Consider the following 22917-nt stretch of genomic DNA (forward strand, 5'->3'; position numbering starts at 1 on the left):
GTCTGAAACAGTGGCGCGGCAGCGCCGCCCGCTACGAAAAGACCGCGACCATCCCTATGGCCGGGCTCCACATCGCGGGCATCTTCCTCTGGTCTGCTCAGTGACCCGATGGCCACCGAGCAGACCTTCCGGCCGGTGCCTATCCGATGACGCGGTCGTCGGGCAAGTGCGTGAGCCGCGTCAGCGGACGACGTCGAACACGTTCTTCTGCAGGCCGTTGGCGTATGCCTCGTGCTCGACCAGCTTCAGCTTCTGGGTGTCCTTGTCCGTGTCGCTGAACAGGCGCTTGCCCGCGCCGAGCAGGAGCGGGAAGACAAGCAGGTGGTAGCGGTCGATCAGGCCGGCGTCCGAGAGGCTCTGGTTCAGGGCGGCGCTGCCGTGGACGATGATCGGGCCACCTTCGGTCTCCTTCAGGGCGGCGACCTCGTCGAGCGAGCGCAGGATCGTCGTCTCACCCCAGTTCGGAACGAGGTCGTCCTCGGTGAGGGTGATGGAGACGACGTACTTCGGCATTGCTTTGTAGTCGGCGAAGTCCGCCATGTCGGGCCACACCGGGCTGAACGCCTCGTAGCTGGTCCGGCCCATCAGCATCGCCGTGGCTTCCTTCTGCTCGCGGCCCTTGATGTCGAACGCCTCGGGGAGGAACTCGACGTCCTTGAAGGTCCAGCCGGAGTTCCGGTAGCCGGGTTCGCCACCCGGGGCCTCCACGACGCCGTCGAGTGAGATGAAGGCACTGCTGATCAGGGTACGCATCTAAGGTTCCTCGGTAGCTCGTATCTGGTTCTTAGCGGGTCGGACCGGTTGACGCGTCGGCCACACTTGCGGCTGCGGCGACCAACCATGGCCTATGACTGCTGATCATGAAGGAACTCATCGGCCCGCGCCCGATCTTTTCCGGCAGTCTTGACGAGCGGATCAGCCCGAAGGGCGCTGTCACATTGGTGAGCATCCGAGTGCCTGACGGTGTGCCGGTGTGGTGGGGCCGGGTGGCAGTTTCGGGTCAGGCTGCGGCAGGCGGGCCGGCGACGCCGGTGATCTGGTTCCAGACGGCGAAGCGCGTGGTCATCTCGGTGCGGTGTTCGGTGGCGGTCAGGAGGTGCCGCCGGGGCCGGAAGTGGGGTGAGATGCCGCTGAACGCCGCCTCGAGATGACCATCCGGTTCACCCTCTGGGACCACATCACCAAGAACACCGGCCTGCCCACCCCAAAGCTGAGCACCGACTCGGAACCGGCCCCATCACACCCCAACGCCCCGTCAGGCACCCCGCACTCACCAATGTGACAACGCCCGCGCGAACATGCGGGCGGTCTTCCCGGCAGCCAGGTGCGCCGACACTCAAATCGAACGGCCCGTCGGAGCGTCTGTCCCCCACGCGAGCTACGCGCAGGTGTCCACCGTGAGGTGACGATTCGCGGACGCCGGATCCGTAGCGTTCGAGGCGTTGCGGCACCCCGGCCGCGGACTCGGAGGAGGAGCGTTCATGAGGTTCGTCTGGCAGCTGTCGGCAGTCGTGGTGGTCGCCATGATCGGCAGTCAGGTGGTCGCCGCCGTGGAGAACCACCCTTGGCTCCAGCTCGTTCTGGGACTCCTGGTCTCCGTGCTCGCCGTACTCGTCTACGGATGGGTGGTCAACAAGACCGAGCACCGCCCGGCCACCGAAGTGGCCCGTAAGGGTGCCGGGGCCGCGATCGGCCGGGGGATGCTGATCGGCGTCGCGATGTTCGGCGCCGTGATCACGAACATCTACGTCAACGCACACTACGAGATCAACGGCCTGGGCTCGGTCTCCGGCGCCGTGGGACTGGTCGGATTCATGGCGGCCGCCTCCGTGACGGAGGAACTGATCTTCCGGGGGATCCTGTTCAGGATCATCGAGGAGCGCACCGGCACCTGGATCGCACTGACACTGACCGGACTTCTGTTCGGCCTCTCGCACCTGTTGAACCCCAACGCCGACCTGTGGGGCGCCCTCGCCATCGCGATCGAGGCCGGCGGCATGCTCGCCGCCGCCTACGCCGCGACCCGCACCCTGTGGGTGCCGATCGGCCTCCACTTCGGCTGGAACTTCGCGGCGGCCGGCATCTTCAGCACCGAGGTCTCCGGCAACGACACCCCACAGGGACTGCTGGACACCATGACGTCGGGCCCGAAGTGGATCACCGGCGGCGACTTCGGACCGGAAGGCAGCGTGTACGCGGTGCTGTTCGGCGTACTGGTGACGATCGGGTTCATGTGGCTGGCCCACAAGCGCGGCAACCTGGTGCCCCGTCGGCGCGCCGACCGGATCGCCGCCACTCCCACTACACTGCCCCAGTGACCGGACTTCCGCGGACCCAGGGACTGTGGCGCCGGACAGGCGCCGCAGTCTGGTACCTCCCGCTCGCAGCGGTCCTGTTCGCCGCCTCGCTGGTCTACCACGACAACGGCACGGAGCTCGGCGGCCTGCCGACCCGTCCCTTCGACGCCCTGGCCTTCGCAGCGATCGCCCTCCAGTGCCTCCCGCTCGCCGGACGCCGACGGTGGCCCGTCCTCTGCTTCGCCGTGGTGTCGATCGGCTTCGCCCTCGACCAGCTCCGCGGCTACCACTCACTCGCCGGCATCGCGCTGCCCATCACGCTGTTGAGCGTGGCCTCCCACCTGGAACACCACAGGCGGGCGACCGCGATCGCCGCCTCCGTGGCATACGTCCCGCTGGCGGTCGCGCTCCACCGGCTCGGCCCCGGCGAACCGCCCGGCGAGTTCGTGACGTTCTACCTGGCCGTGGCACTCGCCTGGGGCGTCGGGTCATGGGTTCGTCACACCCGGGCCCTGGAGGCCGAGCGCCGCCGCCGCATCGCCGAGGACACTCGCGCCGCCGAACGCGCCCGCATCGCCCGCGAACTCCACGACGTGGTGACCCACCACGTGACGGCGATGGTCGTACAGGCCGAGGCGGCCCGCTATCTGACCGCCGTCCCCGATCGCCTCGACCAGAGCCTGACAGCCGTCACCGACACCGGCCGCCGGGCCATCACGGATCTGCGGCACCTGCTCGACCTGCTCAACCCCGACCACAGCACCGAGCCCAGGACCCCACCCGTCGGCCGGTTCCTCACCCTCGTCGAACAGACACGGCGGGCCGGTCAGCCCGTGGAGTTCACCGAAGAGGGCACACCGGCCGAGTCGACCGGAAGCGCCGACCTCGTGGCCTACCGGGTGGTGCAGGAGTCCCTGACGAACGCCCTCAAGTACGCCCACGGAAGCCGCACTTCCGTCCGGGTGCGCCACGGCTCAGGAGAGATCACCGTGGAGGTCGGCACGGACGGCTCCGGCTCGAAGACCCCCGGACTCTCCGGGAGCGGGCGCGGCCTGGCCGGTCTTCGTGAACGGGTCGACCTCCTCGGCGGCGACTTCAGCGCGGAGGAACAGAAGGACGGCGGCTTCGTCGTCCGCGCCCACATACCCGCCGGGAGCCCGTCGTGACCGCCCCCATCCGCGTCCTGATCTGTGACGACCAGGTACTGATCCGCACCGGACTGGCGACGATCATCGACGCCCAGCCCGATCTCGAGGTCGCGGCCGAGTGCGGGGACGGGCAAACCGCCGTCGACCTCGTCGGACAACTCCGCCCGGACGTCGTGGTGATGGACATCCGCATGCCGGTGCTCGACGGCATATCGGCCACCCGCCTCCTGGCCGGCGCCGGCGTACCGCACCCCGTCAAGGTGCTCGTGGTGACGACGTTCAACCTCGACGAATACGTCTACGAGGCGCTCCGCGCCGGCGCGAGCGGCTTCCTCCTCAAGGACGCGCCACCGGCCCAACTGCTGCACGGAATCCGGACCGTGGCGGCGGGCGCCGCACTGCTGGACCCCGAGGTGACACGCCAGCTCGTCGGCCGGTACGCCGTCCGGATCCGCCCCATCGAGGACAGCGGGCCCGACGTCCCGCTGACTCCCCGCGAACTGGAGGTCCTGCGCCTCATCGCGGACGGCCTCTCCAACAACGAGATCGCCGCGGCCCTCGTGATCAGCCGGGAGACGGTCAAGACCTTCGTCTCCCGCATCCTCACGAAGCTCGACCTCCGCGACCGCGTCCAGGCAGTCGTCTACGCCTACCGTCAGGGCCTGGTGTCCTGAAGCGGGCCACGGCCCCTGACGGGCCTCAGCGTCCGAGCCGCTGGGCGACCTCCGTCGCCCAGTACGGCAGGATCATCCGCGCACCAGCGCCAGATGTCCGTCAGGCTCTCCAGGATCGCCGCGTCCCGGTCGATCCAGCCCTTCTCCGTGGCGGCCCCGATCACCGCGTACTCACCGCTGATCCGGTACGCCGCGACCGGCACGGCCACCTTGGGTGGCTTTGTCGAGCAGTAGTGGCGGCGGGCTGCCTGGAAGTCGGCGGTGATGGCGTGGTCGGCTGTCCGCAGGGCCTGGCGCAGGGCAGTGGGAAGGTGGGGCGGCGGCAGACCAGGGTCAGGTGGATACCGGTGACGGCGGGCAGTTGCAGGAGGCGCGTCGTACGGCGGGCTCCGGGGTGCGCGGCCGCCGCCGGGTTCTGGGATGCCTCGGCCAGCCACCGCCAGACCGTGAGCAGCGACCGCCCCGCATCTGGCGCGAGTTCAGCCAGACCGCAGTCCTGCCCCCCGGCGGCCCCTGGAGGACAAGCGATACCGTCACCATGATCAGGAGGAGTCTCCGATAGGACGCCCACCCACATGATCACCATCGCAAGGCAACGCTCCGACCTGCATAAACAGCAGAAAACCCTGAGGATTCCCGAGGTTGCGCCTGCCGAGAAGCTCATCCGCCCAGTTCAGGCGGCATGTCGGTACTCGTGGAGGGTGCCGCCGGGTCGTTGACGTCGTCGTATGTCGAGGCGGGTGATCTGCTCCGGCCTCGTCCGGCCACGCGATATGCGGCGGGAGCTCAGCACGCATGTCCGGCTGTACCCGGTCGGGTGACGCTGCCCGGACGGGAGAACTTCGAATACACCGACGGCACCACCGCCGAAGTGCCGGTCACCGTGGGTGACTGGGCGGGAGCGGCACCGCAGGGCAGCTCCATGGCGCTGGAGATGCCGCACCGGATCAAGCGCGGGCAGGGAGTGGACGGCCCGCCGGTGCCTCTGTTCGGTTCCTCCGCGGGGCTCGACGCCTCGAAGACCGTGCGCTCCCTCGGTCTGCAGAACGATCCTCGGGTACAGGTCTACGCGATCACTCTCGGTTGAATTGCTCTTTCTCGTGAACGAGGCGGAGTAGTGCCTGCCTCGTGGTGCTCGGGCCGTGCCCGAGGGGCGCCACCGGCGACACCGGCGTCCTCCTCGGCCTGGACGTCGGCAAGGGTGAACACCGCCTTGAGGTTGCCTCACGATCATGGGCAGCGCGTGTTCGCGTCGCGTGGCCGACAGGCCCGGTACACCGCCGAGAAGGGCGGTGTGCCGGGCCTGTCGGGCTCAGCCGTGGGCTTCGTGCCGCCCGGTGGGCGTCAGCGGCCCGGCGCCGACGCACCACCGGACGAGCCCCGCGTCAGGGCAGGGTCCATTTCTGGTTGGGTCCGGTGTGGCAGGTCCACAGATGGACCGGCGTCCCGTCGTTCCACGTACCGCCCGAGGCGTCCAGGCACTTGCCCGACTGCGGATTGCGGACCGTACCGTCCGACTGGGCCGCCCACTTCTGCGCGCCCGTGCCGTTGCACGTCCACAACTGGATCCGGCTGCCGTCCGCACTCCCGCCACCGGAGACGTCCAGACACTTGCCCAGCGCCCTCAGCGTGCCGTCGTCCACCACCGTCCACCGCTGCGCGGCCGACGTGTTGCACGTCCAGACCTGCACACCCGTACCGTCCGCCGTGCCCGCATCGGCCACGTCCAGGCACTTGCCGTTCACCCCCCTCACCTCACCCGCACGGGGATCGGACGGTGATCCGGACTGTTTGATCCGGATGTTGCGGAAGGACGCCTCGTCGCCGTCGCCGTGGTTCTGGAGTCCGATGTGGCCCTGCTTCAGGCTGCGCGCCGGGTTCGTGTTGGTGAAGTCGTTGATCTTCCGGCCGTTGAGGAAGATCTCGAGCCGCTCTCCGGTGACGCGGATCTCGTAGGTGTTCCACTCCCCCGGCGGGTTCAGCGCGGCGTCGCGTGCGGCCAGGTCGGCGGAGCGGAATCCGTACACCGCTCCGGTGGTGCGGTCGGCCGCGTCGGTGGCGTCGATCTGGATCTCGTAGCCGTTGTCCACCGCCGACCACGGGTCGTCGGAGGCCGGGAAGCCCACGAAGACACCGGAGTTGTCGTCACCGCTCAGCTTCCAGTCCAGCTTCAGCGAGTAGTCGCCGGTGAACTCCTTCGCGTGGTACCAGAGCAGGCCCAGTCCGCCGTGCGAGGTGAGGGTGCCGTCGGCCAGGGTGAAGCCGCCGGGGCCCGCCTGCTTCCAGCCGGTCGTGGAGGTGCCGTCGAACAGGGGCGTGTAGCCGGTCTCCGGGCGGCAGTCGGCCTGCGTGGTGCCGGCGGCCCAGCGGATCCCTCCGAGCAGATGCCTGCGGAAGGCGGGATCGGCGTAGGACTCCTCGGTGTGGCCGCCGCCGGTGTAGAAGGCGCGGCCACCGGCGTAGTTCTTGCACCAGGCGATCGGGTGGTCGCCGGACATGGTGCCGCCGGAGTAGCTGGATTCGTCCAGCGATGCCAGGACGTGGGCGGTGGCGCGGGGGTTGGTGCGGTAGTTGTACCACTCGTCGGTGCGCTGCCAGGTGCGGCCCAGGTGCGCGGTGGCGTCGTGCGCCCGGTCCTCGACCTTGACGGTTGCGGGCTGGATGGCGGGGTGGGACTGGAAGAGGGCGCCGGCCAGTCCCTCGTAGAAGGGCCAGTCGTACTCGGTGTCGGCGGCGGCGTGGATACCGACGTAGCCGCCGCCCGCGCCCAAGTACTGCTCGAAGGCGGTCTGCTGGGCGGGATTGAGGACGTCGCCCGTGGTCGACAGGAAGACCACGGTCCGGTACCGGGCCAGGTGGGCGGTGGTGAAGGCCGTCGGGTCCTCGGTGGCGGTGACGGTGAAGTTGTTCGCCGCTCCGAGGTCGCGCAGGGCCGCGATGCCCTCGTCGATCGAGGAGTGGCGGAAGCCCGCCGTACGGGAGAAGACGAGGATCTCGTACGCCGGATCGGCCGTGGCGGTGACCGTACGGTCCGGGGCGTGCGCGGCGTGGTCGAAGGAGGGTGCGGCGCCGGGGAGGGCCGCGGCCCGGGGGGTCAGGCAGAGCAGGGCGCCGGCACACAGGCTGAGCGCCGTCCTGAGAAGGGCACGCATGGTGGGTCGCCTCCTTTCTACGGCAGGGTCCATTTCTGGTTGGGTCCGGTGTGGCAGGTCCACAGATGGACCGGCGTCCCGTCGTTCCACGTACCGCCCGAGGCGTCCAGGCACTTGCCCGACTGCGGATTGCGGACCGTACCGTCCGACTGGGCCGCCCACTTCTGCGCGCCCGTGCCGTTGCACGTCCACAACTGGATCCGGCTGCCGTCCGCACTCCCGCCACCGGAGACGTCCAGACACTTGCCCAGCGCCCTCAGCGTGCCGTCGTCCACCACCGTCCACCGCTGCGCGGCCGACGTGTTGCACGTCCAGACCTGCACACCCGTACCGTCCGCCGTGCCCGCATCGGCCACGTCCAGGCACTTGCCGTTCACCCCCCTCACCTCACCCGCACGGGGGCCGCCGGTGGAGGTGGTGAAGGAGAACTCGTCGACGTCGAACAGGGCGCCGCTGCCGCCCTTGAAAACGAGGTACAGGGTGGTGGAGCCGGCCGGTCGGCCGGTCAGGGGCGTAGTGACGTCCTGGAAGGTCTCCCAGCCGCCGGTGACCGGCACGGTGGCCGTGCCGAGCAGGGTGCCAGCGGGGGAGCCGGCGCGGACCTCGAGGGTGCCGCCGCTGCCGCCCGAGGAGACGCGGGCGGTGAAGCCGGTGGCGTTGTCGAGGCTGTAGGGCGTGAAGGAGATCCAGTCGCCGTTGTGGATCTCGCCGACCGTCTTGCCGCCGTGCGCGGGTGTGTGGTTGATGACCTGGACGCCCGCGGAGTCGCCGTAGTGCTCGGCCTGGCGGTGGCTGGGCTGGGTGATGTGCTGGTCGTGGGCGGTGAGCGCGGGCTGTCCGTTCGCGCCCTTGTCGGTGTATTCGGCGTCGATGACGCCGAAGATGTTGGCGTTGGGTTCGTGTTCGCCGTCCGCCAGGGTCTGCAGGGTGCCGGTGCAGCCGGTGGCCGAGGTCTGCGGGTGTCCGTGGCTGTCGTGACCGATGATGAAGGTGACCTTCACCCTGGCGCAGTCGATCGTGCCGTCCTCGGGGTCGGTGACCGTCACCTTGAACGGGATGGCGGCGCCGAAGTCGTAGATCCGTCCGTCGGTGGGTGTGTCGAGCCGTACGGTCGGGGCGGTGTTGCCGACGGTGATCTGGACGGAGGCCGTGGCGGACTTGCCGGTGGAGTCGGTGACCTTCAGTGTCGCGGTGTACTGGCCGTTGGTGGTGTAGGTGTGGGACGGGTTGGCGGCCGTAGAGGTGGCGCCGTCGCCGAAGGCCCAGGCGTAGCCGAGCGCGTCGCCGTCCGGGTCCGAACTGCCGGACGAGGAGAAGGCGACGGCGAGGGGGGCCACGCCGGAGGTGACGTTCGCCTTGGCCTGGGCCACCGGGGCTCGGCCGCCGGTCACGTGCTCGATGCGGTACAGGGCCGAGTTGGCGTCGCCGTTGAAGTAGCCGGTGCCGTAGTCCAGGACGTAGAGGGCACCGTCCGGGCCGAAGGCCATGTCCATCACCTGGGTGCCGCTCCAGGGGAAGGGGTTGATGGACTGTACGGTCCCGTCGCCGCCGGCCTCGATCCGCTTGATCCAGCGGCGGCCGAACTCGCCGGCGAAGAAGTCGCCGTCGTACTCGGCGGGGAACTTCACCTCGGAGGTGGAGTTCGCGTCGTACCGGTAGACGGGTCCGCCCATGGGCGACTCGGAGCCGTTGCCGAACTCGGGTACGGAGCCGCCGTCGTAGGGGATCCAGGCGGGCTGGGCGGGAGGCAGCTCGGTCAGGCCGGTGTTGCGTGGCGAAGTGTTCCTCGGTGCCGCGCAGTTGAAGGCCGCCCCGGTGGCTCCGGTGGCGAAGTCGTGGTCGACGTAGGCGTTGTTCTTGCCGGTGCAGTAGGGCCAGCCGAAGTTGCCGGCCTTGGTGATCCGGTTGAACTCGACCTGCCCGGCGGGGCCGCGGGAGGCGTTGGCGGTGCCCGCGTCGGGGCCGTAGTCACCGACGTAGACGGTGCCCGTGGCCTTGTCCACGCTCATCCGGAAGGGGTTGCGGAAGCCCATCGCGTAGATCTCGGGCCGGGTCCTGGCGGTGCCGGGTGCGAAGAGGTTGCCCGCCGGGATGCTGTAGGTCGCGTCGGGGTTCACCTTGATGCGCAGGATCTTGCCGCGCAGGTCGTTGGTGTTGCCCGAGGAACGCTGGGCGTCGTAGGCGGGGTTGCGCGAGGAGCGCTCGTCGATGGGGGTGTAGCCGTCCGAGGCGAAGGGATTGGTGTCGTCGCCCGTCGACAGGTAGAGGTTGCCTGCCGCGTCGAAGTCGATGTCGCCGCCGACGTGACAGCACAGGCCGCGGGAGGCGGGCACGTCGAGAATCTTCTTCTCGCTGCCGGTGTCCAGGGTTCCGTCGGCCTTGAGGACGAACCGGGACAGCCGGTTGACGCCGTCGAACGGGGCGAAGTCGGATGCCGTTCCGTCGGCGGGTGCGTCGCCGGCCGGAGTGGCCGACCGGGGAGCGTAGTAGAGGTAGACGAAGCGGTTGGCGGAGAAGGCCGGGTCCACGGCCACGCCCTGCATGCCTTCCTCGTCATGGCTGTAGACGTCCAGCGTGCCCGCGACGGTGGTGGTGCCGGCCGCGTCGGTCCGGCGCAGGGTGCCGTCGCGCGAGGTGTGCAGCACCGAGCGGTCCGGCAGGACGGCCAGGGTCATGGGTTCGCCCGTTTCGGCGACGCCCTTGGCGAGGGTGACCTGTTGGAAGTCTTCGGCTGCCGCGGCCTCGGCCGCGCCGCCCGGTCCGGCCGGGGCGGGCGCGGGGGCGGCTGCGGCTGCGGCGGGGTTCACGGGCAGGGCCAGGCCCACCGCGCAGGCCATGGCTGTCAGCAGCGTGCGGACACGTCTGTGTCCGAGCGATCTCGTGCGCACAGGGGTCTCCAGGACTATGGGGGTTGCGGCGGCCCGAGGGCCTGCCGTGAGGAGTCCGGGCGCGCGCCGTCGCGCCGTCGAGCACCGGTCCCTTCGCCCGAACGAGCTCATGACCGGTTCATTTCAAGGAAGTTAGCGGGCCTCGCGCGAACGCGTAACCCCTTTCGCGTCCGATCCCTCGTCTTCTTCCACATGTGAGACAAAGTGCCGGTGCCGTCATGCAGGGCTTTCGGCGGGTAGACAGTCGCACAGGGAACTCCCGGCGGCTGCTCAGCCCGCCGCGGGGCGCCTCGCAGGACGCCGGCCCGCCGATGGGCCCGGAACGACGAGGAGCGGTACCGGCAAGGCGGTTCCCGGAGAGCCGAGAAGCACGCCGGACGCTGCTGGTCCCGATCTCCTGGAAACCGGCGATGCTCTCGGGCGCGGGGGCACGGGGGCGCGGGGGCGCGGTCTTCCCGTGCGGTGGTCGGTGTCCTTGGCTGCACTGCCGAAGCCGTTCAAGTACCGCTGCTTTCAGGTCAGTTGTCGGGCCGCAGGGTGAAACGGTCGCCGTCCGCGTCGACGATCCAGCGGCCCCGGGTGTTGAGGGGCGGCGTCCAGTCCTCGGCGGGGGCGGGCGCCGGTGGAAGGGCGGTGGTGAGAGCCGGCTCGGTCAAGGAGCCGCGCAGGGCCGTCCGGTTGCCTTCCCGTCGTCACGGCACGGAATGGGCTGCCGTGGAGCGTCATCATGAGGTACGGGGGCGGCAGGGTCCGGGCGTCTCGTCCGCTTCCGGCAGGCGGTTTCGGCCGGTGTGCTGGTCGGCTGAACCGTCGGAGCACCCCGTGCGTAGAGAGGAACAGACGACCGCTCGCCCGAGCGGTCCATTTGCGTCGCACCGATCGTGCAAGGAGTACGCAGCGATGAGCACCGACCGACTGAGCGACCGGCTCGCCGGCCACCAGCCTCTCGTCCTGGGCTTGTTCCGTATCGTCCTCGGCCTGCTGTTCACCAGCGAGGGCGCCGCCACGCTCTTCGGTGTACTGGGCAGGCAGGCCAGCCCCGCGGGTGACTGGCCGTTCTGGTACGCCGGTGTGATCGAGCTCGTCTGCGGCGCCCTCATTCTCCTGGGAGTCGCGACCCGCAGCGCGGCGTTCCTCAGCTCGGGGGCCATGGCTTTCGCCTACTTCACCGAACATCAGAAGGACGGTGTCTTTCCTCTGCAGAACGGCGGCCTGGCCCCGGCATTGTTCTGCTGGGGTTTCCTTCTCCTGGTCTTCTTCGGGCCGGGCTCCCTGGCGCTGACGGGCCTGCTCCGCCGACAGTCCGCGCCGAGTGCCGCGTCTCCGGGGGCGCGGGAGGTCCCCCGGTGGGGCAGGGAGTGACGGGCCCCGTCACCCGGTTGCCGTCGGGGCGTCCGGCATGGCGAGGTGTGCCAGGTCTTCCGGCGGCGCGCTGCGGACCGGCCAGAGCGGTGCGGGCGTGCCGTCGGCGACCGCGGCAGGCGCGTCGGTGAGGTTCATACGGTCACGAAGGCGGCCGTAGAAGTCCATCGGGCCGAGCCGTACGGCACGCAGTCTGCGCGGTGCGGCGTAGACGCCGATCCAGTCACCGGGGCCGATCACGCCGCGGAGCTGGCCGTCGATGCTGACGGCGGCGCGGCCCGAGCGCTCGAGCACGCGCAGCCCGACGGGCTCGTCCGGGGCTGCGACGACCGACCGGTTGAACGTCATGTGCGGTGCCACCGGCGTGAAGACCAGCGCCTCGGTGCCCGGCGAGATCACGGGGCCGCCGGCGGCGAAGCTGTAGGCGGTCGAGCCCGTCGGTGTGGCCACCAGCAGCGCGTCGGCGGAGTACGAGGCCAGCAGCCGGCCCGCGATGTAGACCCCGACCGAGATCTGCCGGTCCCTGGCGAGCTTCTCCAGTACGACGTCGTTGAGGGCGGTCACGTCCAGCGGGATGCCCCACTCGCCGCCCGTCTCGCAGTCGGAGCGCACGCTGGTCGGGGGCAGGAGCGGGCCCCGGCCGTAGCTCATGAGCGCCTCGATGTCCGAGGGCACCTCCAGCCGGCACGAGGCACGCATGGTCAGCAGCATGCGCTGCTCCACCTCGAGCCGGCCGTCGTGCACGGCGTCCAGCGCCGTACGCACCATGGTCATGGGCACCTCGGTCAGGAAACCCACGCGGCCGAGGTCGACACCGAGGACCAGCGCGTCGACGGCGGCGGCGAGCCGGGCCCCGCGCAGAAAGGTGCCGTCCCCTCCGAGGGTGACGACGAGGCCGGGGTCGCCGGCCGCCGCCACCTCCTGCCGGGCGCTGTGCCGTTCGCCGTCGTTCCACACGTCGATGTCCTTGCAGGCGACGGCGTGTTCGGCGCACCAGGCACGGACCGTGCGGGCCGCCTCCGCGGCCTCGGGCCGTCCGCCGTGTACGACCATGCCGACCCGGTCCACCGCCATCTCCGCCTCCTGGACGTCCGCTCGCCCCGACCGGGCGCAGGGCTCCATCCTGGCCGGGCGCGCACCGACCGGGCGCCGCACCACGCCGCGACGGCCCGCTACCGCGAGCGCGGTGGCGGGCCGTCCGGGTGGTGCGGTGGCTCGTCAGCCCTGGCGGGCCTTGAACCGCGGATCCTTCTTGTTGATCACGAAGGTCACGCCCCGCCGGCGCACCACCTGGGCGCCGGGCCTGGACTTCAGCGAACGCAGGGACTTGCGTACCTTCATCACGGTCTCCTTCCGCGGGGCTGCACGAGGGCGCGGGGGGCGGGTGTCATCGCTCTTCGCGGAAGAGGACGTGCTCTCCGGCGACCGGATCGTACTTGCGCAGGACGAGCCGGTCGGGGTCGTTCAGACGGTTCTTACGGGTCACGTAGGTCACTCCCGTACCGGCTGTTGACTTCAGCCTGACAACGGGCCGCGCTGTGCTGCGTGCCATGAGGTGCTCCTTCCGCCACCGCCCGATCCTTTTGACTCGAGCATGCCGACATGGGGGTGCAACGGCGTCGGCGGGCGGGATATTCCGAGGGCGTCCCCAGCGAGTGGGAGGGCCTGCCTCCGTGGGCGCCGGTGGTGCAGTAGCCGGTACAGGGGTACGGGCTGTCCAGGATCTTCGTCTCGGGGATGCCGGGGTTCACCCCCTGGTCCCAGGCTTCGGGGCCGAGCCGTCCACGCAGGTGCCCGACCGCCGCCCCGGCGCTCCGGCGTGCTTCGGCGAGGTCGATGCCGGCCAGTGGGTGGTCGTGCTCGACGATGCGTCCGCCGGCCACGACCGCGTGCACATCCACACGCTGGGCCTGGAAGGTGATCATGATCGTCGTCGCCGTCCCCGACTGGTCGAACGGCGTGTGGGGCCGTCTCGACGGATTCGCGGTCCCCTTCGTCTACGGGGCCCTGGCCCTGGCGACGGACGGCCCAGGTTCCCTGGCCGGTGGACCATGCCATGGGCGCGGACGCGATGTCCGGCGTTCCCCGGGATCCGGCCGCGACGGCCGTCGCCGTGGCGGTGGCGGAGGCCGCCCTCCTGCCGCTGCTGCTGCGCCGGCGCAACCTTCGCACCCCGCCGCGGGCCCCGGGCCCCTCGGGCGGGCTCTTTCAGGGCGATCCGGCGCGCGGTGCCGGCGAAGTCCGTTCAGGCGTCCCTGATGGTCGTCCTGGCGGGTGTACCGATCTCGATCGTGCGGCTGACCGTGCAGAGCAGGCCATGAGACGTCCGCACCGCGCGAGGGAGAATCGCGCGGGCCCGGTCCGCACCCCCGCCGTCCGGGAAGGTGACCCCGAAGGTGACCATGAGGTCGGTCATGCGGTCGCCCAGCCCGTCGCCGATCCTGTCACCGGTCGCCGAGAGCGAGAACTCGGTCGGCTCGGCGTGCCGGGCGGTGGCCAGGTCGACGTCTGCGGCCGTGCGGCCATCGATCGCGGCGAGCAGCGGTTCGACCGGAGTGAATTCGGCGTCCTCGCCGTCGCCGGAGGCGGTACCGAAGTGGACCCTGCCGCCATGGGCGCTGGTGGCGGCGAAGTGGCCGGTGCCGGTTGGCTCGACGACGGAACACCTGGATGCTTCGCTCGTGCGTCGACAGCAGGGCCGCCCGGGCCCCGAGGGCGGGGCCGGGCGCCCACGCGCCGCCCCGCGCGGGCTGTGAGACCGTGGAGGCGAAGGCCCGGCTGCGCGGGCGCCGCGGCTCCCGGAGCCGGTCGCTCCTCGGGGCGTGCCGGCAGAACGACCGACGCGGCGGCAGCGGATTCCGGGGCGAACGCGGGGCGACGGAGGTCCGGTCATGACCGACTCGCGCATCCCGTGCGGCGCGCCCGCCGACGGCGGCCGGTACGGGGAGGATCTCTTCGAACCGGAGCGCCCGGGCGAGGCCGCGCGCATCGACGCCGGGGCGCTGGTGTACGACCCCTTCACCACACACCGCCTGCGGACGCTGGGCGCGGGGCCCGGCCTGCGCTGCCTCGAGGTGGGCGCGGGGACCGGGACGGTCGCACGGTGGCTGCTGGAGGAGGCGGACGTCGAAGAGGTGGTCGCCCTGGACAGGGACACCGACGCACTCGCCGCCCTCGATGACCACCGGCTGCGGGTGCTCACCGCGGACCTCACGGACGAGCACCTGCGACCGGGGACGTTCGATCTGATCCACGCCCGGTTCGTCCTGATGCACCTGCCCGACCGCCGGCGGATCGTCTCCCGGCTGGCCGACTGGCTGAATCCCGGCGGAACACTGGTGCTCGGTGACGCGGTGGAACTGCCCGACCTCCTCGGCACCCGCTCCGCGTACCGGCGCACCATGGACGCCATGTGGCAGGCCCTCAGGACGACGATCGGCACCGACATCTCCGGTGTGCCGGCGTATCCGCGCTTCCTGAGCGAGGAGGGCCTGCGGAACGTCGCCGCGGAAGCGTTCTGCCCGCCCCTGCTCCCCGGCAGTCCCCTGGCCCGGTTCTGGTCCGAGACCTGGAGCCGTATGCGGCCGGCGCTCGAGGCGACGGGGCAGGTCGACGCCGATGTCATCGATGAGGCTCTCGCATACCTGGACTCGTCGCGGCTCGCCGAGCTCGGGCCGGGCATGGCGATGGCGTGGGGACGACGGACCTGATCGGCCGGGGCCGGCGTACTCGTGCGCGCCGCGGGGCCGTTTCGGCGTCGGCCGCGCCCGTGCGTGCGTGCGTGCGAGGGTGATAGCCGCCCTTCGCGGGACACGGGTGAGTTGCCGGGCAGCGGGCTCGAGGTCCAGGTACCGCGCGGGGCCACGGTGCGGCCCAGGACGCGCAGGGTACAGGCTCAGTTCGCCCGCACCAGGACGCCCACGGTGAAGCGCCGGTCTCCTATGTCCGGTGTGCGCTAGGCGGTGCCGATGCCGGTCTCGAAGCCCGGTGCGACCGTGCCGGTGGCCGCACCGACGCAGCCCCCTCGGTCACGGGTCCGTCCGACGCTCCGTCGAGGGCGGCCTGTACGTGCTTCTCCCGGAGGGCCGCGTCGGCCGCCCTGGCGGTGACGGGCCGCTGCGGGCATGGCCGTGCTTCTCGTGGAGGCGGTCAGGTGTCGGTCTCGCCGAGTGACGCGTCCCGCCGCGGCGCCGCACACCCCCTCATCACGAGCAGGCCGACGGCCGCGCCGACCACGTACCAGAACAGGTCCGGTGCGTTGAACGTGGAACCGAGGACCAGAGGGGCGACGGTGCTGTGCCGTGCGAGCTGCGCCGGCAGCCCGGTGAGTTGCAGGAATTCGATGCCCCAGCTGACGGCCAGCGCGACTCCGGTGGCTCTCGGCGGCGTCATCCGTGGTGCGACCAAGACGACGAGGGCGAGCACCAGGAGGGTGTACAGGGCGTCCCCGCCGTACTTGGCCACGTCCCCCGTCGCCACGGTCCTGAGCCCCAGCCCCGCGCCGATGACGGCCGGCGCGGCCACCGCCGCCGCGAGGCGCCTCCGTATCGCATGGCCGTCAGTACCGTCGGAGGTTCGGAAGTCGGATGCCATGCGCGTCATTCTGCTGGTGCCCCGTGCTGCCCAGGTCCGTGATCCGGGCGCGCCAAGGAAGCCGGTCTTGTCAGCCCGGCCGTACGGCACGGGGTGCCTGGTCGTGGAAGGATCCGCTCCGCCCGCTGACGGCGGTGTCCTTCACGGCCGGGTCCGGGTCGGTCAGGTCCCGGCCGGTGGGGCTTCCTCGTCGACGGCGGCTCCCCAGGCGTGGGCGCACAGTGCCTGTTCGACCAGGTCGGTGTAGACGGCCGCGGCGAGCCAGGACCGGGCGAAGCGGCCCGTGTCGGCCGGGAGCAGACGGCCGAAGGTGTCTCGGGCGCGGTCCGCGGCGGCGGCGTGGAGGTCGTCGAGGAGGTAGGCCGCCGTGGCGAGGCCGAGGCGGCGCAGTCGGGCGGAATCGCCCGGTGCGTTCCCGGCGAGGGCGAGGACCCGGCGGCCCCCCGGCACCGTCTGGTGGACACGGCGACGCAGCAGGTGCAGCGGGGCCTCGTCCCCGGTGGCGGCGTCCGTGGCCGGTGGCGTGAGGGAACCGGGGGGCAGATCGGCGTGCTGGAGGCGGTCCAGGCCGAGGTCCACCCGGACCGCGGGGTCGGTGGGGTGCTCGGTGGCGAGCAGCAGGGCACGGGGATACGGGCCGGGCACCAGGCGTGCGACGATCCGCAGCCGGCTGGCCCCGGCGGCGGCGAGCAGGCGAAGGTTGTCGCGGCAGGGCAGTGCGGGATCGTCGTGGGCGGTGGCCAGGCGCAGGGGCAGGGGCACGCCCGCGCAGTCGGCCAGCAGAGAGTCGCCCGTCGCCTCGCGCACCGTGCCGGTGAGGGTCACCTCGAGGAACAGCAGATCCTGCGCACCGCTCAGCGCCCGGGTCACTTGTTCGGCGGGGGGCGCGGCCCACAGCCGGTCCAGCGGTGCGTCGCGCCAGGCCGCGCCGGACGCGCGGACCGCCCGTACACCCGTGCCCGCGCCGAGGCGGCCGGTCGGGGAGACGGTGGCACCGGACACGGCCAGCCCGGCACGGGACAGCTCACGGTGGGTCAGGGCAGTGTCGCCGATGCGTACGGCCCGGTCGGCGGCGCCGGTCGCCCGGGCGGGGCCGCCGGGCGCCACGTCGGACACCGTGTACAGGCGTCCGTCGGCGTCGGCGGTCCAGGTGACCGCGCCCGCGTAGCCGGTGGCCGTGAGGACGGGTTCGGAGAAGATCCCGTACAGGCGCAGGGAGCCGTCGGGGCGGTACGGCTGCCGGGCCGTGCCCCGCAGATCGGTCAGTTCGCGGCCGGTGGCGTGCGGGAGGCGGTGGGCGACGCCGAGGACACCGGCGAGCGCGTCGACGAGGCCGGTGAGCCGGTAGGCGGGATCGGCGGTGCGGGCCGCCCGGACCGCGGTCACCACGGAGACGGCCGCGGCGCAGGCCCGTGGGAGACCCGCGAGGCGGGCGGTGTGCGCGGCGTGCAGAAGCTCCGCCTGGAGCACGGCACCGGAGCCGTCCGTGCCGGCCTCCAGGACGGCGGCGGCCGCGTCGAACACCGCGCGGGCGGCGGTCTGTTGCGCGGCGGTGGCGGTCTCGGGTCCGTTCTCCCCGCCGGGCCGGGCCGACTGTGCGGCGGCCGGTTCCGCTTGCTCCGACTCGCTTCTCTCGTCCCGCGTGTCGGTGTCGGTGTCCGGGGCGGTGTCCTGGGCGGGAGGGCCGTCGGCGACCGGCGCCGCCGAGGCGGCCGCGGCGCGGTGCAGGCAGTCGGGGGCCAGCAGACATCCGCAGCGGATCGCGTCCGCGCCGGTCACCGCTCCGCCCGGCGCGTGCAGGACGACGTCGGTCTCCTCGTCGACGGAGATCCGTACGGTGTCGCCGTCCCGGGTGACCGGACGCGCCAGGAGCTTGGCGACGCCCGCGTCGAGGCGCTTGCGGAGCCGGGCCGAGAGCGCCCCGACGAGTTCGGCGGTGACGGACGGGACGACCGGAGGGAGGTCCGGGCTCATGTGATCTTCTCCCCTACCCAGCGGGCGAGTTCGAGCGGACTGAGGGCGGCGACGGGCATGCCCGCGGCGACGAGCTGACCGGCGACCCCCGTGGAGTAGCGGGGCCGACCGGTGTCGTCGAGGCTCGCGCAGCCCAGGACGTGGCAGCCGGCCGAGACCAGCGCGCGGACCTCGGCGAGCAGACCGCCGAGCGGATGGCCCTCCTCGAAGTCGCTGACGACCACGACGAGGGTGCGGGACGGCACGGTGACGAGCTCACGCGCGTGCCGCAGGCCTGCGGCGATGTGGGTGCCGCCGCCGACACTGACCTCCAGCAGCAGGGACAGCGGATCGTCCACGTGCCCGGTGAGGTCGATGACCTCTGTGGAGAAGGCCAGGAAGTGGGTGGAGAGGGTCGGCGCCCCGGCCAGCACCGAGGCGGTCAGCGCGGCCCACACCGTGGACGCCTCCATGGAGCCCGACACGTCCGTGACCAGGATCAGCCGCCAGTCGGCGGCCCTGCGGCCCCGGGTGCGGAAGACCGGCCGTTCGGGAATCACCCGCACCGTGCCGTCCGGGCCGCGGCGTGCGGTGGCGAGGTTGGCCCGCAGGGTGCGGGGCAGGTCCAGGCCGCCGCCGGGTCGTCTGCTGGGGCGGGGCAGGGTCGTGCCGTGCAGGGCGGGGCGCAGTTGGGTGGCCAGTTGCCGGGTCAGCGCGTCGACCAGCCGCCGTACGAGCGGACGCAGTGCGGCCAGCCGGGCCTCGGGCAGGCCGCCCGCGTGCCGCAGTACGGTGCGCAGCAGGTCCACCGAGGGGCGCGCCGCGTCCGCGTCCAGTTCGGTGAGGACGTCGGTGCGGCCGGACGCGGCGGCCGCCGCCAGGACTTCCTCGCGGATGCCCGGCCCGAACAGCGCGGCCAGTTCCTCCGACCATTCCCGCACCCCGGGATACGGCGTCTGGCGTCCCCCGCCGGTTCCCCGGCCCGCGAGACTGCCCCGGCTGCCCTCACCGCGTCCGCTGCCGTACAGCTCGTCCAGCGCGGTCGCGAGCGGCGCGGCGGACGGCGGCAGCGTGTCGGTACGACGGCCGAGGAGGAGGCGCCAGCGGTCCGCGGGGGCGAGGAAGTTGTCCCCGGCCCGCCCCGGGACGGCCCCGCAGGCACCGCCCACCACTGCGCCCCCCGGCCCGGGTTGCGCCATGAGACCGGCCTCGGTGTCCGGGCTCTGCGGCATGCCGTTCGACGGGGCGTCTCCGGTCGGGTCTTTCTCGGCCGGGGCCGGCCCCGTCGGCAGTCCCAGTGACCGCAACCTCTCGCGGGCCGCGAAGTCCGCCGCGGTCCAGGCGGCGAGTGCGGCCGGGTCGACTCCGTCGGTGTCGGCGATGCGCGCGGTGCCGAGGCGCTCGTCGACAGCGGCGAGGAGCCGGTCGCGGGCCGCGGGGCTCAGGGTGTCGAAGCCGCCGCGCAGCGCGGGGAGCCGGTCGAGGAACTCCCGGTCGGGCAGCTCGGTCACCCGGGTGAGCAGGGGCTCCAGCGCGGTCTCCGCCGTCTCCAGCAGCGGGCCCGCGGCGGACAGCAGTCCGCTGAGCCGGGCGGTGAGCGCGGTACGGGAATCGGGGTCGGTGGCCCCGTCGAGCCATGAGGTCACACGGTCGCCGAAGGCCCGCGCGTCCTCGTGCCCGAGCAGGACGCGGACGGCTCCGGCGGCACCGCGCATCAGCGGGGAGCCGTCGGCGGACAGGCGGTCCAGGGCGTCGGCGAGCCGGATGCCGCCCAGCAGGTCGGCCCGGTGGGCGAGTTCGAGCAGGGCGTGTGCGTCGGCCAGGTCCTCGGATCCGGTCAGGCCGTCCACCTGCCGTACCGCCGCCGCGGTGAGCAGTTCCGCGACGTCGGCAGCCCGGGCCTCACGGTCCGGGTCGCAGCCGAGCCCGGGTACATGACCGGCGCGCAGCCGGTCGAGCAGGGTCAGGCCGGCGAGGAGTTCCGGCAGGGTTCCGGCTCCGGGCAGGACGTCGGCGACGTCGCCGAGCCGTTCGTCCGCGAGCACGGTCAGGCCGCACTCCGCCGCTTGTACGAGCCCTTCGAGGGTCTGCGCGGCCGTCGGCCCGCCCTCGTCGCGCTCCTGGCGGCGCCGTTCCCGCAGCACGCCTTCGGCGGCCTGCGCGGCGGTGACTCCGCGGATGCCGGCCGCGGTCAGCACGGCCGCCGTGGCGGGTGTCCAGCGCACCTCCCAGCGGGAGGTGAGGGCTTCGGCGCCGCCCGCGCCGACGACCTCCTTGGCCTCCCCGTAGGGCACCCCGCACACCGTCAGCCGACGCAGCAGCAGTTCACGGCGCCGGTCCAGGTCGGAGCGCAGCGGGTCCAGCCGCAGGTCCCGTGCGGGGCCGGGGCTGTGGCCGTCCGTCTCCGGGCCGGGCAGGCCCAGGCGCGCCGCCTCCGCCTCGACCGCGGGGGCGAGGCCGCTGCGCGGCGCCCGCGCGGCGGGGCGTCCGCTGCGGGTGCCGACGAGGACGCGTTCCATCGCCCGCGCCACGGCCCGTCCCCTCCCGTAGGGCTCCCCCTGCGCGAGCACCGTCTGTACGGCCTCGACCAGTTCGCCCCGGCCGGCCGCGGGCAGGCCGCGCAGCCGGGCGAGGTCCGAGGCGAGCCGACTGATCTCCCGTGCGTCGGCGGGTCCGGAGGGGTGTCCGAGTCCGCGCAGTTCGGCGCAGATGCGTACGGCCGCCCGGGTCAGCGCCTCCTCGAGCGCCGCCGGGTCTCCCCCCGCGCGCAGGACCATGTCCTGCCACTCGGGGTCCCGGATGCCTGCCGGGTAGCCGGACCGCTCGTCGAGGAGTGCGTAGGTGTACGGGATCAGCGAGGTGGTCCACCCGGGCCTCCCCGGGTCCCGGCCCGGGGCCGGGTTCAGGTCCGGGTCCGGTGCCGTGTCCTCGCCCATGTCCGGCCGCAGCAGCGCCGGGGCGTGGAAGGCGCCCACCACCACGGCGGCCCGCTCGCCCCGTGCGGTGGCTTCGGCGAGCCGGGCCCGCATCCAGCTCTCGCGCCGCAGGTCCAGTTCCGGCACGCCGCCCGAGGCGGCCGCGTCCTCGCGCAGGGCCCACCCGGTGAGCAGGGCGGCCCGGCGCAGTGCCTCGGGCGGGGAGCCGGGGGCGGTCGCCTCGACGAGCCGGTCCCACAGGTCGTCCCCCGGGCGGCCCGTCAGACGGGAGCGCACCGCGGTGGCGAGCCCGGGGCCGCCGGCCCCCGTCACGGCGGCCCGCCGTCCCCCGGCCCAGGCAGGGTCGGTGAGCGGCAGGTCGCAGGCGACCACCGGTACGTCGTGCCGTGCGGCCCAGCGCACGGCGGCCAGTTCGGGCGAGAAGTCGGCGAACGGATAGAACGCCGGTCCCCCGCCGCCCCCGTCGGCGGGGGCGGCGGCGAGCGCCACCGGGGCCCGTGTCTCCTCGTGTCCCAGCCAGGGCAGCCACTGCTGCATCTCGGCGGGCAGTTCGACGAGCAGCACCTGGGGCCTCGCCTCGTCCAGCAGCGCGGGCAGGACCGCGGCCAGGGAGGGCGCGTGGTGCCGTACGCCGACGAGGTAGGGCGCGGAACGGTCGGTGAGGGCGGCGAGCGCCTCGTCGGGCGGGACGGGCGGGCCCTGCGGGGCGGCCCGGTGGGAGGGGGACACGGCGGTCAGCCCTCCAGGACCGTGCGCAGGTCCCACAGGGTGCGCCAGGTGGCGGAGCCCTGTTCGGCACGGCGCCGGACGGGTCCGTCCCAGTAGCCGCGCAGCCGAGCCGCGTCGGCGGGGTCGTCCTTGCGGACCACGCCGAGCAGATGGCCGGGCAGCAGTCCGAGCACGTCGCGGTCGCCGGGGAAGTACGCCGCGGCGAGAGCGAGCGCGCCGGCGACGGACACGGCCTCCGCGGTGCTCATCACCGTCGAGGGCCGCTCCACCTCCCAGCCCTCCGCCGAGCGGCCCTCGCGCAGGTCCCGGAACGCGGTGACCAGGGCTTCCAGCACGGCGTCGTCCACCTGGAACGGCGCGCCGGCCCGCTCCACGGACGCCCGCGCCTGGCCGCGCACCAGTACGGTCTCCGCGTCGAGGTCCCCGATGGGGCCGACGGTCTCGAAGTTGAAGCGGCGCTTGAGGGCCGCGGACATCTCGGAGACGCCCTTGTCGCGGAGGTTGGCGGTGGCGATGAGGTTGAAGCCGGGCGCGGCGTGCGCCAGGGCGTCCTCGCTGCCGGCCAGTTCGGGGACGGCGATCCGCCGTTCGGAGAGCAACGACACCAGTGCGTCCTGCACTTCGGGCAGGCAGCGGGTGATCTCCTCGACGCGGGCGACGGCTCCCCGGGACATGGCGGTCAGCACGGGCGAGGGTACGAGTGCCTGCCGGGTGGGGCCCTGCGCCAGCAGCAGCGCGTAGTTCCAGCCGTACTTGAGCTGGTCCTCGGTCGTGCCGGCCGTGCCCTGCACGACCAGGCCGCTGGTGCCGCACACGGCGGTGGAGAGCAGTTCGGACAGCATCGACTTGGCGGTACCGGGTTCGCCGACGAGCAGCAGACCGCGCTCACCGGCGAGGGTCACCACGCACCGTTCGACCAGCGCCCGGTCGCCGACGAACTTGTCCTCGATCACCAGTCGGCGCGGCACCCCGTCGGGCACTTCGACGTCGTCGGGCAGCTTCAGGGCGCCGCCGGCGCTGCCCATGACGAAGGTGACGACCGCGCGGGGGGTGAGCCGCCAGGCGGGCGGGCGTGGTCCGTCGTCGTGGGCGGCGAGGAAGGCGAGTTCGGTCGCGTACCGGTCCTCGGGCGGGACGATCTGGCGGGCCGGGGAAGGGGGCAGGGTGGTGGTCATCGGTGCGGGT

17 protein-coding genes and 3 pseudogenes are annotated in these 22917 nt (G+C 72.5%); 6 read left to right on the forward strand and 14 right to left on the reverse strand.

From position 1 onward, the window contains the following. Positions 1 to 180 precede the first annotated feature (180 nt). Positions 181 to 753 (reverse strand): dihydrofolate reductase family protein, encoded by a 573-nt coding sequence (locus tag ACWEQO_RS20525; RefSeq protein WP_361459770.1) that lies wholly within the window; start codon positions 751 to 753, stop codon positions 181 to 183. Positions 754 to 1000: 247 nt separating this feature from the next. After that, positions 1001 to 1141: pseudogene (locus ACWEQO_RS20530) on the reverse strand (IS6 family transposase); the annotation flags it as partial. Positions 1142 to 1481: 340 nt separating this feature from the next. On the opposite strand from ACWEQO_RS20530, the gene ACWEQO_RS20535 reads away from it, so the two are divergent. From ACWEQO_RS20535 to ACWEQO_RS20545, 3 genes are read left to right on the forward strand one after another with little or no spacing between them, the layout of a single operon-like run. Next, the gene (locus ACWEQO_RS20535) at positions 1482 to 2318 is read left to right on the forward strand and encodes a CPBP family intramembrane glutamic endopeptidase (RefSeq protein WP_452984735.1); all 837 of its coding nucleotides are present in this window, start codon (positions 1482 to 1484) and stop codon (positions 2316 to 2318) included. Beyond that, entirely contained in the window at positions 2315 to 3463 is a 1149-nt protein-coding gene (locus ACWEQO_RS20540; protein ID WP_452984736.1) for a sensor histidine kinase, read from the forward strand. The genes ACWEQO_RS20535 and ACWEQO_RS20540 overlap by 4 nt, the downstream gene beginning before the upstream one ends. Further along, positions 3460 to 4119 (forward strand): response regulator transcription factor, encoded by a 660-nt coding sequence (locus ACWEQO_RS20545; protein ID WP_361459773.1) that lies wholly within the window; start codon positions 3460 to 3462, stop codon positions 4117 to 4119. The genes ACWEQO_RS20540 and ACWEQO_RS20545 overlap by 4 nt, the downstream gene beginning before the upstream one ends. A gap of 25 nt (positions 4120 to 4144) precedes the next feature. Here the strand turns inward: ACWEQO_RS20545 and ACWEQO_RS20550 are convergent. Further along, a pseudogene (locus tag ACWEQO_RS20550) lies at positions 4145 to 4328 on the reverse strand (porphobilinogen synthase); the annotation flags it as partial. A gap of 608 nt (positions 4329 to 4936) precedes the next feature. Between ACWEQO_RS20550 and ACWEQO_RS20555 the strand changes: the two are divergent. Beyond that, entirely contained in the window at positions 4937 to 5206 is a 270-nt protein-coding gene (locus tag ACWEQO_RS20555) for a hypothetical protein (RefSeq protein WP_452984737.1), read from the forward strand. A 298-nt stretch (positions 5207 to 5504) separates the two neighbouring features. Here ACWEQO_RS20555 and ACWEQO_RS20560 read toward each other — a convergent pair whose 3' ends face one another. From ACWEQO_RS20560 to ACWEQO_RS20570, 3 genes are all read right to left on the reverse strand, one after another. Further along, positions 5505 to 7271 (reverse strand): lectin, encoded by a 1767-nt coding sequence (locus tag ACWEQO_RS20560; protein ID WP_452984738.1) that lies wholly within the window; start codon positions 7269 to 7271, stop codon positions 5505 to 5507. Positions 7272 to 7288: 17 nt separating this feature from the next. Then, positions 7289 to 10108: a lectin gene (locus tag ACWEQO_RS20565; protein ID WP_452984760.1), complete on the reverse strand. Its 2820-nt coding sequence runs from the start codon at positions 10106 to 10108 to the stop codon at positions 7289 to 7291. 569 nt (positions 10109 to 10677) lie between these two features. Next, positions 10678 to 10815, reverse strand: coding sequence for a hypothetical protein (locus ACWEQO_RS20570; RefSeq protein ID WP_452984739.1), 138 nt, complete (start codon positions 10813 to 10815; stop codon positions 10678 to 10680). Between the two features lie 244 nt (positions 10816 to 11059). Between ACWEQO_RS20570 and ACWEQO_RS20575 the strand changes: the two genes are divergently transcribed. Continuing rightward, entirely contained in the window at positions 11060 to 11521 is a 462-nt protein-coding gene (locus tag ACWEQO_RS20575) for a DoxX family protein (RefSeq protein WP_361459778.1), read from the forward strand. A 9-nt stretch (positions 11522 to 11530) separates the two neighbouring features. Here the strand turns inward: ACWEQO_RS20575 and ACWEQO_RS20580 are convergent, their stop codons facing one another. From ACWEQO_RS20580 to ACWEQO_RS20595, 4 genes and pseudogenes are all read right to left on the reverse strand, one after another. Further along, a complete protein-coding gene (locus ACWEQO_RS20580) occupies positions 11531 to 12595 on the reverse strand; it encodes an NAD(+)/NADH kinase (protein ID WP_361459779.1) in 1065 nt (354 codons plus the stop codon). Between the two features lie 144 nt (positions 12596 to 12739). Next, positions 12740 to 12862 carry a type B 50S ribosomal protein L36 gene (gene ykgO, locus ACWEQO_RS20585; protein WP_019525784.1) on the reverse strand — a complete coding sequence of 41 codons (123 nt, stop codon included), beginning with the start codon at positions 12860 to 12862 and terminating at the stop codon, positions 12740 to 12742. Between the two features lie 46 nt (positions 12863 to 12908). Then, positions 12909 to 13073 (reverse strand): 50S ribosomal protein L33, encoded by a 165-nt coding sequence (gene rpmG / locus ACWEQO_RS20590; protein WP_351308460.1) that lies wholly within the window; start codon positions 13071 to 13073, stop codon positions 12909 to 12911. Between the two features lie 693 nt (positions 13074 to 13766). Next, positions 13767 to 14201: pseudogene (locus tag ACWEQO_RS20595) on the reverse strand (OsmC family protein); the annotation flags it as partial. A gap of 211 nt (positions 14202 to 14412) precedes the next feature. Here ACWEQO_RS20595 and ACWEQO_RS20600 point away from each other — a divergent pair. Beyond that, positions 14413 to 15231 carry a class I SAM-dependent methyltransferase gene (locus ACWEQO_RS20600; protein WP_452984740.1) on the forward strand — a complete coding sequence of 273 codons (819 nt, stop codon included), beginning with the start codon at positions 14413 to 14415 and terminating at the stop codon, positions 15229 to 15231. Between the two features lie 439 nt (positions 15232 to 15670). Here the strand turns inward: ACWEQO_RS20600 and ACWEQO_RS20605 are convergent, their stop codons facing one another. The 4 genes from ACWEQO_RS20605 to ACWEQO_RS20620 form a co-directional block, all read right to left on the reverse strand. Continuing rightward, complete coding sequence (locus tag ACWEQO_RS20605; protein WP_452984741.1) at positions 15671 to 16114, reverse strand: ribosomal maturation YjgA family protein; 444 nt, start codon at positions 16112 to 16114, stop codon at positions 15671 to 15673. A gap of 162 nt (positions 16115 to 16276) precedes the next feature. Beyond that, on the reverse strand, positions 16277 to 18088 hold the full coding sequence (locus tag ACWEQO_RS20610; RefSeq protein WP_452984742.1) for a hypothetical protein: 1812 nt from the start codon (positions 18086 to 18088) through the stop codon (positions 16277 to 16279). After that, positions 18085 to 21732: a vWA domain-containing protein gene (locus ACWEQO_RS20615; protein ID WP_452984743.1), complete on the reverse strand. Its 3648-nt coding sequence runs from the start codon at positions 21730 to 21732 to the stop codon at positions 18085 to 18087. The genes ACWEQO_RS20610 and ACWEQO_RS20615 overlap by 4 nt, the downstream gene beginning before the upstream one ends. Positions 21733 to 21737: 5 nt before the next feature. Further along, entirely contained in the window at positions 21738 to 22907 is a 1170-nt protein-coding gene (locus ACWEQO_RS20620; protein WP_452984761.1) for an ATP-binding protein, read from the reverse strand. Positions 22908 to 22917: the final 10 nt, after the last annotated feature.

It is taken from the genome of Streptomyces sp. NPDC004051, from assembly GCF_053604275.1.